The following is a 12,234-nucleotide window of genomic DNA, read 5'->3' as shown; positions in this document are numbered from 1 at the left end:
AGCCTCTCGGCCACCTCACCACTTGTTACTACGCTACCCGCCCCGACGCTGTGCTTAAAACTGCGCTTCGTCGCTGCGTTGGCGCACATATTACTTCCCCCGACTTATAAGTCAAACAATTTTTCCGCAAGATTGTTTGTTTGCGCGTTTAGTCATCAATCAGGGCATTTAAAAGCCAAAAAGAGTGTATTTTCAATGGCACAGCGACTGAGAAAGAGTCAGGGATCACTTAAAAAAGGGGCAAAAAGATGGCGCGCCTCGTCAGATACGAGGCGCTGAATCTGTTAATAGTCCGGCTGCTGGGTTTTTTCTGCCTGAATACGCTGGTAGATCTCTTCGCGGTGTACAGACACCTCTTTGGGAGCATTCACGCCTATACGTACCTGGTTCCCTTTAACACCCAATACCGTGACCGTCACCTCATCGCCAATCATGAGAGTTTCACCAACTCGACGAGTTAGAATAAGCATTCTTTGCTCCTTGAAAGATTAAAAGAGTCGGGCCAGTTCTGGCTCCCGGCAAATCCATCGTATAACGCATTGCTATCTATTGACTACGACTGATACAGAAAATTCAATCAGCCCGCCAATACATTTCGCTAATAGTTAGTTTAGCCGAAATACACCATCACTACCTGACTTTATCATTTTAGGTTGCTTATCGTGTAAATAACGCCCTGAGAATGATCCACGGGCGCATTCACCGGTAGCTTGTTTATCTTTTACAATTTCCCGCTGACCAGGGCTTCAACCCCTGCCAGAGCCGCTGGTAATGCAGAAGGATCGGTCCCGCCGGCCTGAGCCATATCCGGACGCCCTCCTCCTTTTCCACCGACCTGACTGGCAATAATACCGATCAGTTCCCCTGCTTTAATTCTGTCAGTTAAATCTTTCGTTACACCAGCAATAAGCGATACTTTACCTTCACTGGCAGTTCCCAGCACAATGACGGCAGATCCTAACTGGTTTTTTAAATCATCAACCATAGTACGTAACAGTTTAGGTTCAGTGTTACGTAATTCGCTAACCAGCAGTTTCACACCTTTAATCTCTACCGCTTTGGTCGCCAGAGAGCTGCTTTCCTGCGCGGCCTGCTGATCCTGCAACTGCTGCAGTTCTTTTTCCAGTGTACGTACCTGTTCAACCAGTGAACGTACTTTTTCATTCAGATTGCTGCTGTTCGCTTTCACCTGATGAGCAATATCCTGTAACTGTTGATCCTGAGCGAATACTGTCTCCAGTGCACTTTCCCCGGTCACCGCCTCGATACGGCGGACACCTGCTGCAGTGCCGGACTCAGAGATAATACGGAACAGTCCGATATCACCGGTACGGCTGGCATGAGTACCACCGCACAGTTCCACCGAAAAATCCCCCATCGTCAGTACACGGACTTTCTGATCATACTTCTCGCCAAACAACGCCATAGCGCCATTCGCTTTAGCGGCTTCCAGATCCATGATATCAGTTTCTACGGCCAAGTTACGACGCACCTGCGCATTAACGATGTCATTGACCCGACGTAACTGCTCAGGCTTCACTGCTTCAGTGTGAGAGAAATCGAAACGCAAATATTTGTCATTGACCAGTGAGCCTTTCTGCGCCACGTGATCACCTAATACTTCACGTAATGCTGCATGCAGCAGGTGAGTTGCCGAATGATTCAGACGAATCCGTGCCCGGCGGGCTTCATCCACCTGCGCTGACACGCTGTCACCCACCCGCAGGCTACCCCGGGTCAAACGTCCAACATGACCATTGGATTTACCGTATTTTTGAGTATCTGTCACGGAGAACGTGGCTCCACTGGCGTTCAGTACACCGGTATCACCGACCTGACCGCCCGACTCACCATAAAATGGTGTCTGATCGAGAATAATGACAGCCTCTTCAGTTCCAGTCAGTTGATCAACCGCTTGTCCGTTCACGAAAATGGCGGTGACTTTTGACTGTTCCTGCAAATGCTCATAACCGGTAAATACAGATTCGCTGTCAACTCTGATCAGGCTGTTATAGTCGGCACTGAAGCCACTGGCATCACGGGCTCGCTGACGCTGTGCTTCCATTGCAGCGTCAAAACCAGCTTCATCAATTTTCAGATTACGTTCGCGACACACATCAGCGGTGAGATCTGCCGGGAAACCAAAGGTGTCATACAGACGAAAGACTGTTTCACCGTCCAGAGTATCCCCTTTCAGTGCTGCCAGTTCTTCGTCCAGCAGAGCCAAGCCACGCTCCAGGGTTTTTGCGAACTGTTCTTCCTCTGTTTTGAGTACTGATTCAACATGAGCCTGTTGCTTTTTCAGGTCTTCGCCGGCACTGCCCATGACATCAATCAGCGGTTGTACCAGTTTATAGAAGAAGCTCTCACCGGCTCCCAGCATATTTCCATGCCGGACAGCACGACGAATAATACGACGCAATACATAACCACGGTTTTCATTCGACGGTATAACACCATCAGCAATCAGGAAGGCACAGGAACGAATATGATCTGCAATGACCCGCAAGGATTTATTGCTCAGGTCGGTGGCGCCGGTCACTTCAGCCACCGATGCAATCAGGTTACGGAACAGATCTATCTCGTAGTTAGAGTTTACATGCTGTAGTACGGCACTGATACGTTCCAGCCCCATTCCGGTATCGACCGAGGGTTTCGGCAATGGCAGCATGGTTCCGTCCGGCTGACGGTTAAACTGCATAAACACGATATTCCAGATTTCGATATAGCGATCACCATCTTCTTCAGGACTTCCCGGAGGACCACCCCAGATATGATCGCCATGGTCGTAGAAAATCTCGCTGCACGGCCCGCAAGGCCCGGTATCGCCCATCTGCCAGAAGTTATCTGACGCGTAAGCACTGCCTTTATTATCACCGATACGAATAATCCGCTCTGCAGGAACCCCAATATCATTTGCCCAGATATCGTAGGCTTCATCATCGGTCTCGTAGACGGTGACCCAAAGACGCTCTTTAGGCAGGCTGAACCACTCAGCTCCGGTCAGCAGTTCCCACGCGAAAGCAATGGCTTCTGATTTAAAATAATCACCGAAGCTGAAGTTACCCAGCATTTCAAAAAAAGTATGATGGCGAGCGGTATAACCCACATTTTCAAGATCGTTGTGTTTACCACCGGCACGAACACAGCGCTGCGATGTTGTGGCGCGCGTGTAATCGCGTTTGTCCTGACCCAGGAAAACGTCTTTAAACTGATTCATACCGGCGTTGGTAAACAGCAACGTCGGATCATTATTCGGTACGAGGGAGCTGCTGGCTACAACCTGATGTCCCTTGCTCTTAAAGAAATCGAGAAACGCTTGACGGATCTCAGCAGTACTCTTGCTCATATATATCCTGGTATCACGCTAACGGAAGTTCCTTTGGGTCCGGGCAACCTGTAGATCGAGGTCTGCCGGTGACAGTGGAACAAAAAAGTGGGAATAAGATAAGTTTTCTTCACAGGGAAGTAAAACCTCATTATGACTCAGCCGGAAAAATTTACCAAAACAGAACGAATATCCTCCATCAGAAACCCTCTGGAGTGTAAAAATCGCTGTAACCGGGCTTTTTCGCGCGCTTCTGTTGGCCATTTATGACCATATTTTTTTCTGGCAACATTTTCTGCCTGTTGTTGCCAGTCGATATCAGTTTCAGCCATTTCCTGATTGATCAACTCCCGCTCAACCCCCTTTTGCTGCAAATCCTGACGAATTCTCTGCGGTCCGTAGCCATTCCGTCCGCGGCTTTGAATAAACAACCGGGTAAATCTCTGGTCATCCAGCCAGCCATTTTCTTCACACCAGGCGATGACTGACGCTAACGCCGTTTCATCAATGGCTGTATGGTTCACAGCATCCCGTTGCTGGCTACGCCATACAGAGTGGCGAATTTTTTCTTTCAGTTCCTCTACCGAATGGTCTCGCTGAGCCAGCAGTCGCGTGGCTTTGTCCAGCAAAGAGGAAAACATAGGGTGACGTTCGGTTTCCGTAAACAGCATGACGGCTCCTTTTCCTGTCGGATATCACAGTTACCTCGTCATTTTACCTGCACCGACAATAAAAAAACAAAAACGGGAGATGGCCTGACAGCCATCTCCCGTTTGTACGATAATCTGTAGATTATCTGTCTCAGAATTCCTGATGATCCTCGCTCATTTCATCCTGGCTGGCAGACTCTTTGCCAGTTTCAGACGATTCCTGAGTCGGATTATTTAGCAGCATATCACGCAGTTTCTGTTCAATTTCTGTCGCAGCCTGAGGGTTGTCGCGCAGATAGTTGCTGGCATTCGCCTTGCCCTGGCCAATTTTATCGCCGTTGTAACTGTACCATGCACCGGCTTTTTCAATCAGTTTGTGTTTAACACCCAGGTCAACCAGTTCACCGTAGAAGTTGATGCCTTCTCCATACATAATCTGGAACTCAGCCTGCTTAAATGGCGCAGCGATTTTGTTCTTCACAACTTTAACCCGGGTTTCGCTACCAACGACATTATCACCTTCTTTGATAGCACCGATGCGACGGATATCCAGTCGTACAGAGGCGTAAAACTTCAGTGCATTACCCCCGGTCGTCGTTTCCGGGTTACCAAACATGACACCAATTTTCATACGAATCTGGTTAATAAAGATCAACAGAGTATTAGACTGTTTCAGGTTACCCGCCAGTTTACGCATCGCCTGGCTCATCATTCGTGCTGCCAGCCCCATGTGAGAATCACCAATCTCACCTTCAATTTCGGCTTTTGGCGTCAGAGCGGCCACGGAGTCAACAATAATGACATCCACTGCGCCTGAACGAGCCAGCGCATCACAAATTTCCAGAGCCTGCTCACCGGTATCTGGCTGCGAGCAGAGCAGGTTATCAATATCTACACCCAGTTTTTTTGCATAGACCGGATCTAACGCATGCTCGGCATCGATAAATGCACAGGTTTTACCTTTACGCTGGGCTGCAGCAATAACCTGCAAAGTCAGTGTCGTTTTTCCGGAAGATTCAGGTCCGTAGATTTCGACAATACGACCCATAGGTAATCCACCGGCACCCAGGGCAATATCCAGTGACAGTGAACCGGTTGAAATGGTCTCAACATCCATAGTGCGGTCTTCACCCAGACGCATAATGGAGCCTTTGCCGAATTGTTTTTCAATCTGCCCCAGCGCTGCGGCTAAAGCCTTCTGTTTGTTTTCGTCGATCGCCATTTCAACTCCTGATTATGCCGGATTAGCCAGGCAAATTTGTGGATATTCTTTGTCTCTGTTGGAAGCAATTATACTGTATAGTCATACAGTATCAAGTTTATTTTTCCAGAAACTCACCGCACAGTGTCCGCAGCGCAAATGCCACGGCCTGAGAGCGAACGCTGTCCCGGTCACCGTCAAAATGCCGACACTCAGCCAGCACCCGGCCGTCAACCGACGCAAAGCCAAACCAGACCGTGCCGACAGGTTTTTCATCACTGCCGCCGTCCGGCCCGGCGATCCCACTCACCGACACGGCATAATCGGCCCCTGCCGCTTGCAATGCACCGATCGCCATCTCGCGAACCGTTGCTTCACTCACTGCCCCGTGAGCCTCCAGCGTGGCGGCACTCACCCCCAGTTGACTTATTTTTGCCTGATTACTGTAAGTGACAAATCCCTGTTCAAACCAGGCTGAACTGCCGCTGATATCGGTAATGACTTTGGCTATCCAGCCACCGGTGCAGGACTCCGCGCTGGTGAGAGTGGCCCCCTGTGACAGTAAATACTGTCCGGTAGTGATGCTTAACTGACGTAAATCCTTATCCATCCGGTGTCCTCCGTGTTGCAACATTAATGATCCAGCTTCAGTGACAGAAGATACCAGGGATTAATTACCGCTATCAAGCCATAACCGTTTTCATGAGCTCTGTATCGCGAGAGACTACCTAAGCGATTTTAACAATCACAAACGCTGTACAGTTTACTGTGAATTGCCACACAACAAGGTACAGTACAGAAGCCAATAACAGGTGGTACCGGCAACTGCCTGGTGAGAGGAAATTAACTCTTCTTCACAAATTCGGATTTCAGTTTCATCGGACCGAAACCGTCAATACGGCAATCGATGTTGTGGTCGCCCCCGACCAGACGAATTCCTTTCACCCGGGTACCTATTTTGAGCACTGATGAGCTACCTTTGACTTTAAGGTCTTTGATAATCGTGACCGAATCACCTTCAGTCAGTAAATTGCCGTTGGCATCACGGACATTCATCATCTCGTCATTCGGGCTCGCCTGAACGGCAGACCACAGATGTCCGCATTCTGGACAGTTAAGGTTTTCACCATCCTGCCAGCTATAGGCGGATTGACATTGTGGGCAGGGAGGAAGTGTTTGCATCATTAGTCCTTATCATGACATCAGGCAGAGGCGCCGGCAAAGGGCGCCATCCTATATCCATACAAAGACTAAGGGAAGTCATACCGCTAAAAAACTCCGTTACTCCTGGCATTACGCACGGCTTCGCCCAACTGCCATACGGCCATGGCATAATGTGTACTGTGATTATAACGGGTGATGGTGTAGAAATTAGGTAGCCCAAACCAGTACTGGTAACTCTGCCCCATATCCAGACGTAACAGACTGACCTTCTGAGAAGCGGCGAGTGGTGACTGAGGCATCAGACCGGCGGCAGCCAGCTGACTGACGGTATAGCCGGCATTATAACCATTATCAAGGTAAGGGGCCTGCCCGCTGGCAGGGATAGCTATCGCCTGCCCGGGTTGCCAGCCGTGCTGCTGGAAATAATGGGCGACGCTGCCGATAGCATCTACGGGATCCCAAAGATTAATGTGACCGTCACCATCAAAATCGACCGCATATTGTTTATAAGCAGATGGCATAAACTGGCCGTAGCCCATTGCACCGGCAAAGGATCCTCTCAGTTCCAGTGGATTATCCTGCTCACTGCGGGCCATCAATAAGAACGTTTCGAGTTCACTGCTAAAGTAGGCGGACCGACGCGGATAATCAAAGGACAAGGTCGCCAGCGCATCAAGGATCCGGGTTTTGCCCATTACGCGACCCCAACGGGTTTCCACCCCGATGATACCGACAATAATTTCCGGAGGAACACCGTATTGCTGCTGAGCCCGCAGTAAATCACCCTGATACTGGTTCCAGAAAGCTACGCCATTTTTCACATTACCCGGAGTAATGAATTTGTTACGGTAACGTATCCAGGCGCCGTTAGGGCCGACCGGAGCGGCGGCGGTGGGAGCCTGGCGGTCCATCAGACGCAGCACGTAATCTAAGCGCCGGGCCTGTCCCAACCATGACTCCAGTTGCTGGCGATCAAAACCATGTTTTGCCACCATCATATTAATAAATTTTTCGGTTTCCGGACGCCCGATAAAATCACCTGAAAGCATTCCCTGTGCAGCAGGAGGTGCCTTTAGGAAACCTCCCTGTGGCACGGTAGCAGAGCGTGGTACATTTTCGGTTTTACTACTGCAGGCAACCAGCAGCACGAATAACGGTAACAAAGAAATTTTGTAGCGCATCAGAAACCCATCAACCAGAAGCAGACATTCGCCCATGTTAATGCTTTGTTTAACCGACAAACAGTAGAGTCGGGCAAAAAAACACGAAAAAAACCAGGATTATCGAATAAAATAGTAAAAATCCTGGTGATGACGGGGAAAAAATATCATTCCGGGGGGATAAGAATAGCCGAAAAAATGGTCCTGCCGCCCTGTTCAGGGAACAGCGGCTTAGCAGTTTACAGAAACAGTGTATTCACCGGTTCATCTTCCAGACCGGCAATGTAGCAGGCAAATCGATAAAATTCAGCCCGGTTAGCCGCGCCCATTTTACGGCTGATACTGCGATAATGCGCGCTCACTGTTTTCCCGGAACGGTTAAGCATTCTGGCGATATCATGACAATGATATCCTTTACCAGTCAGCACCAAAACCCGGTACTCAGCCTCTGACAACTGGGTATAACTTTTCAGCTTTGAAAGAGGACCCCGAAATGGTGCGCCGACTGCAGTGACAAAATTAAGTAATTTTTTTATCTTCAGCGCAATATCATCTATCGGACAATTACGACTGAGAAATGGAATATACCAGGTCATTACTTGTGAAGGCTGGCCCTTCATCCCACGATGTCCGGAAACAACCGGCAGACTCATAGTGATGACATCTTCTCCAAATATTATCCCGGCACTGTTTTTCAGGCAGAATGACGTCGATGAGACAAAATGTATATCGGATTTATCACCCTGATAATACTGATACAGCAATGATTTAATCCCCATCACCTGGTAAATATTTGATTCCGTAAAACAGATTTCTAACGTCATCCATTACACCTGCATTTCGTCCACGCTTAATGAGTAAGATAAAACCCCGCCCCCGGGGATTATCCATAGAATAAATAACAACAACCGGTAATGCCGGGATTGCTGGATTATTACACTGTCAATTACACGAACTATTAACTCAGTCTGTTGCCGGATAATCAGACCACATCATATTAAAAATGAAAGTTTTCACTTTGTCCCTGACACCATGGTGATAATCCCGGCTCCCCCGGTGGGGAAATATAATCCAGACCTGATTAACGCTGTATTCTTATAAAAATTAGCTGAGACTAAAGGTATCATTCCCCTTGTCATAGTGCCCATGAATAAACAACTCAACCGGCTGAGGCAACCAGTCGATCAATGCAGAGATAGCGAAAGAGATGATACCATACTTCCCCTGAGACTCTCCGCCAGTTAATACACGAACAGTTAATGTCTCAGGAATAATCCGTGGTTCGAAACGTAAAACAGCAGTATGAATATCTTCTCGTATCGATGGCCATTGTTGTTCACTATCATAAGCTAATCTTCGGGGAATACCATAATTTATCGCCGATTCGGCTAATTGATGATAGCCTTTCTCCTCAAGAACAGGCTCGATATTGGTATGATTAAATAACTCCAGCAGTTCATTAATTACCAGTTGTCGCATTTTTTCAGAGGTTAATGGTAAAGAAGACTCACCAGAACCTCCGGCATTAATTCCTGTAAGTCTTTCCGCTAATGCTGGTGGGTACCATAAAGGCTTCATTCTATTTAAATCCGCATGGGTTGCTATACGTCACTGATCATCACCGGGGAATAAAAAGAGTTTATCCGTGAGAGTCCGTAAACAGGGCCTGGTATTATTAATAGTAAGGTCTAAGGGTGAGAGACGAAATAATAGTGGCTGTTGTGACGGTTCAAACAACAGATCATCCGCATCCTCTACCAGTTCTGGTAATGCAAATAGCTTATCGATCATCCGCCCCTGCCCAAGCAGGTGTTCTGTTATCGTTTGTCCGGCATCCAGTGGCTGAAGTTCACTCTGTCGGTGTGTTACCGCAGCGGGTTGACTCTCCCGTGTCGGTATCCCGGCAATTTCTCCCTCAGAAAGATAGCGGATGTATTCCTGTTCCAGCATTTTGAGAACATCACTATCAACCGGCAAGGCTTCACCGGCCAGAGGGGGGCGGGTCAGATTTTCGCCCACATAACTGCCGACAGGCAAAATATCATCGATCAGTAACACACCTTTCATATCAGGTTTCCTTGTTTTTGAAGTCATGGATTTCTGACGAAGTGCCTCAGACTACTCACGCCTGACAGACACCCAGTCTGGCATACGCGATGACAAACTTAGCCAATAAAAACATTCCCGGAACCACTGACAATAACAGCCCCACAACCGGTAACATCACCCGATCTGGCCGCCGGAAATCCTTCGATAAAAACCTGACCGGAACCGCTGCATACAGAAGCAGCCACATGAGTTGCAGCACAGGTGGCTATACTTCCACCGCTGATAGCTGCTGGCTGACCATTAATAAATACCGTTGAGGCACCACAGATGATTGTCCCGCCGTGGCTGGTTAACTCACTGACTCTGGCCGCGCTTAACATATTCACTCCTTCTCAATAATATCTTTTTAGTCTTACCTGCCTTTATTTAATCACTTTTTTCGCCACCAACTCCGGATCCGGACTAAAGGGCGGTGTTGGTGTTGGTGTTGGTGTTGGTGTTGGTGTTGGTGTTGGTGTTGGTGTTGGTGTTGGCGTAGGTGTCGGTGTCGGTGTCGGCCGGGGTTCCGGACGGATGTATAAGCCTATCAGTCCCGCGACTGAAGGCAGACCGGGCATACCCACTATCGCACCACAACAACAAACATCAGGGCCATAGGCAGGTCCGTCACCAGGGTTAATATCCACCTGCCCACCTTGCAGGATGAGCTGACTACTACCAATTATTCGCACTCTGGGTGCGCTAATCACCAGTTCCCCTCCAGAAGTAAGCGTCATTATTCCACCAGCGCAGAAGGTCGCTGCCCCACCCGCGGCCAGTTGGTGAGCGCCCCCCACCGCAATAGCATGATATCCACCGACCGCCGTCATAAACGCACCGCCGACATTGATCCCTTTAGCCCCTGCTACATTATCGTTCTGAGCCCCTCCGACCGTGATGCCCACTATCCCGCCGACGGCCAGCTGACTATTACCACTGATGGCTACGGTTTCATCCGCACCAATAAATACATTTCTCGACTGCCCTACTATCTGCTGTTCATTTCTTTTTGTCAGGCGATGCATATCCAGTTCAGCCTGCTCCTGGTAGATTTCCGCCCCGGGTTTATCGTCGAAACGGATACCATTGAAATTATTACGCCCTCCGCCAAGTGATCGACTGATCAGCCCGCTTTGCGTGGCATTCTGCGGCAATTCCCAGGGAGGCATAGTAAAGTTGTTGTACAGACTGCCAAGAATCAGCGGCCGGTCTGGATCACCATTAATAAAATCAACGATAACCTCATGACCAATTCTGGGAATGCAGATACCACCAAACTGGGTTCCGGCCCAGGGCTGACTCACCCTGAGCCAGCAGGAGTCTGATTCACGGTTAGTGCCGTAACGGTCCCACAAAAACCGAACTTTGACCCGACCGTATTCGTCTGTCCAAATCTCTTCTCCTGGCGGTCCAACCACCAGTGCAGTTTGCGGCCCACAGGTTCTTTTTTTGGGGATAGTACGGGGATGCCGGTAAATCTCAGAGGAGGGCTGCACACTAAAATCACAATGCACACTAAAGCTGTGACCGCTGCTGCGTTGTTGGATCTCACTGATCTCCAGCCTGCTCCGCAGCACCAGATATTCACAGTTTGCCTGTTCCAGCGGATAGCGTTGTAAAGTAAAACGGCAACCAGTGACCAGTGTCGAGACCGGACCAGACCCGCTGCTACGGAGCCCCATCGCCCTCCGCTCTTCCATGCGTACCCTGGCCAGCAGTTCACCCGTTGCGGTATTATCAAAGTTACCAGGCCAGTCAAAGATCTCTTGTTGACCAAAACTGATTTGCTGTGGCTGGCTGTCAAGCGACATAATATCGGCCCGGGAACGGGTAAAATCATAATCATCAGTCACCCAGCGTCCGGGCGTGATCGTCTGCTGGTAGTGAAACTCTGCGATATAGTCCGCATCTTTGTGCGGGGCATGTGCCGCGTAGTACAGTGGCTGTTCAGGAGAGGTTTTGTGGCTGCGAACATTATCTACCAGCACTAATTTGTGCTCACCTTCAGAGTGTTCAAAGAACCAGTAAATCCCCCATTCTTCCATCAAACGCTGCATAAAATTAAAATCTGTTTCACCGTACTGCACCTGAAAATCGAGTGGCGGATAAACCGTAACCAGGCGTTTTTCATAAGGGAAATCATATTCTTCAAGTATCTGGTCAATAATTCCGGTCACACTCTTATCACGAAAGATCCGGAAATCTTCGGTCAGTTCGGCAAGATATAACCAGGGCCTCAGTACTATCTGGTAAACAGCCTGATCCCCCTGGCGGCCAACATAACGCATTTGCTGAACGATCCCCGATATTTCCCGCGCTGGCAGGAGAGTTACCTCTGGCCGGGAGCCTCCACCCTGCTGCATGCTGACCGTCATCTGTTTGCCAATCAACGAGCGGATATCAATATTCGATGCGGCCTGCCAGTTAATCGCAGGGGAGTCCGGAGTCATTGCGGTTACGGTGTAGCTATATAACCCGGACAAAGATTCCTCGCCCTTAAACTGAGAGATCACCAGTCCCGGTTCACCGGCTAAGTACGGCATTGCTGCACTTTTTAGACAGATTGTTCGTTGCATATGTCACCTGTATGAAGGGTTGCTGGCCGACAGTAGTTCAACTCCCTTCGGCCTTCCCTGGCGTTAC

General features: G+C 49.1%; 12 protein-coding genes. All 12 read right to left on the bottom strand.

Annotated features, from left to right (window positions below):
• Nucleotides 1-284 precede the first annotated feature (284 nt).
• Nucleotides 285-470: a carbon storage regulator CsrA gene (csrA, locus tag B3Z23_RS13220; protein ID WP_025902553.1), complete on the bottom strand. Its 186-nt coding sequence runs from the start codon at nt 468-470 to the stop codon at nt 285-287.
• A gap of 251 nt (nt 471-721) precedes the next feature.
• On the bottom strand, nt 722-3,349 hold the full coding sequence (gene alaS, locus B3Z23_RS13215; protein WP_294910835.1) for an alanine--tRNA ligase: 2,628 nt from the start codon (nt 3,347-3,349) through the stop codon (nt 722-724).
• A 137-nt stretch (nt 3,350-3,486) separates the two neighbouring features.
• Nucleotides 3,487-3,999, bottom strand: a complete 513-nt coding sequence (locus tag B3Z23_RS13210; RefSeq protein WP_294910833.1) for a regulatory protein RecX — start codon at nt 3,997-3,999, stop codon at nt 3,487-3,489.
• A gap of 130 nt (nt 4,000-4,129) precedes the next feature.
• Complete coding sequence (recA, locus tag B3Z23_RS13205) at nt 4,130-5,200, bottom strand: recombinase RecA (RefSeq protein ID WP_294910831.1); 1,071 nt, start codon at nt 5,198-5,200, stop codon at nt 4,130-4,132.
• A gap of 97 nt (nt 5,201-5,297) precedes the next feature.
• Complete coding sequence (gene pncC, locus B3Z23_RS13200) at nt 5,298-5,789, bottom strand: nicotinamide-nucleotide amidase (RefSeq protein ID WP_294910823.1); 492 nt, start codon at nt 5,787-5,789, stop codon at nt 5,298-5,300.
• Nucleotides 5,790-6,022: 233 nt separating this feature from the next.
• Nucleotides 6,023-6,361: a zinc ribbon domain-containing protein YjdM gene (locus tag B3Z23_RS13195; protein WP_294911144.1), complete on the bottom strand. Its 339-nt coding sequence runs from the start codon at nt 6,359-6,361 to the stop codon at nt 6,023-6,025.
• Nucleotides 6,362-6,447: 86 nt separating this feature from the next.
• Nucleotides 6,448-7,524 (bottom strand): lytic murein transglycosylase B, encoded by a 1,077-nt coding sequence (mltB, locus tag B3Z23_RS13190; RefSeq protein ID WP_294910820.1) that lies wholly within the window; start codon nt 7,522-7,524, stop codon nt 6,448-6,450.
• A 218-nt stretch (nt 7,525-7,742) separates the two neighbouring features.
• Complete coding sequence (locus B3Z23_RS13185; RefSeq protein WP_294910817.1) at nt 7,743-8,327, bottom strand: helix-turn-helix domain-containing protein; 585 nt, start codon at nt 8,325-8,327, stop codon at nt 7,743-7,745.
• Between the two features lie 280 nt (nt 8,328-8,607).
• Nucleotides 8,608-9,081, bottom strand: a complete 474-nt coding sequence (locus tag B3Z23_RS13180) for a type VI secretion system baseplate subunit TssE (RefSeq protein WP_294910814.1) — start codon at nt 9,079-9,081, stop codon at nt 8,608-8,610.
• Between the two features lie 30 nt (nt 9,082-9,111).
• Nucleotides 9,112-9,570, bottom strand: coding sequence for a hypothetical protein (locus tag B3Z23_RS13175; protein ID WP_294910812.1), 459 nt, complete (start codon nt 9,568-9,570; stop codon nt 9,112-9,114).
• A gap of 98 nt (nt 9,571-9,668) precedes the next feature.
• Complete coding sequence (locus B3Z23_RS13170) at nt 9,669-9,932, bottom strand: PAAR domain-containing protein (protein ID WP_294910810.1); 264 nt, start codon at nt 9,930-9,932, stop codon at nt 9,669-9,671.
• Nucleotides 9,933-9,974: 42 nt separating this feature from the next.
• Nucleotides 9,975-12,167 (bottom strand): type VI secretion system Vgr family protein, encoded by a 2,193-nt coding sequence (locus tag B3Z23_RS13165; RefSeq protein WP_294910807.1) that lies wholly within the window; start codon nt 12,165-12,167, stop codon nt 9,975-9,977.
• Nucleotides 12,168-12,234: the final 67 nt, after the last annotated feature.

Source organism: Tatumella sp. UBA2305, assembly GCF_002345795.1.
GTDB lineage: Bacteria > Pseudomonadota > Gammaproteobacteria > Enterobacterales > Enterobacteriaceae > Tatumella > Tatumella morbirosei.
The sequence above is the reverse complement of the archived record's forward strand: the minus strand, read 5'-3'. Positions and strand labels throughout refer to the sequence as shown.

Coding starts and splice junctions, on each gene's coding strand:
- csrA (WP_025902553.1), bottom strand. CDS start 470: ATGCTTATTCTAACTCGTCGAGTTGGTGAAACTCTCATGATTGGCGAT.
- alaS (WP_294910835.1), bottom strand. CDS start 3,349: ATGAGCAAGAGTACTGCTGAGATCCGTCAAGCGTTTCTCGATTTCTTT.
- B3Z23_RS13210 (WP_294910833.1), bottom strand. CDS start 3,999: ATGCTGTTTACGGAAACCGAACGTCACCCTATGTTTTCCTCTTTGCTG.
- recA (WP_294910831.1), bottom strand. CDS start 5,200: ATGGCGATCGACGAAAACAAACAGAAGGCTTTAGCCGCAGCGCTGGGG.
- pncC (WP_294910823.1), bottom strand. CDS start 5,789: ATGGATAAGGATTTACGTCAGTTAAGCATCACTACCGGACAGTATTTA.
- B3Z23_RS13195 (WP_294911144.1), bottom strand. CDS start 6,361: ATGCAAACACTTCCTCCCTGCCCACAATGTCAATCCGCCTATAGCTGG.
- mltB (WP_294910820.1), bottom strand. CDS start 7,524: ATGCGCTACAAAATTTCTTTGTTACCGTTATTCGTGCTGCTGGTTGCC.
- B3Z23_RS13185 (WP_294910817.1), bottom strand. CDS start 8,327: ATGACGTTAGAAATCTGTTTTACGGAATCAAATATTTACCAGGTGATG.
- B3Z23_RS13180 (WP_294910814.1), bottom strand. CDS start 9,081: ATGAAGCCTTTATGGTACCCACCAGCATTAGCGGAAAGACTTACAGGA.
- B3Z23_RS13175 (WP_294910812.1), bottom strand. CDS start 9,570: ATGAAAGGTGTGTTACTGATCGATGATATTTTGCCTGTCGGCAGTTAT.
- B3Z23_RS13170 (WP_294910810.1), bottom strand. CDS start 9,932: ATGTTAAGCGCGGCCAGAGTCAGTGAGTTAACCAGCCACGGCGGGACA.
- B3Z23_RS13165 (WP_294910807.1), bottom strand. CDS start 12,167: ATGCAACGAACAATCTGTCTAAAAAGTGCAGCAATGCCGTACTTAGCC.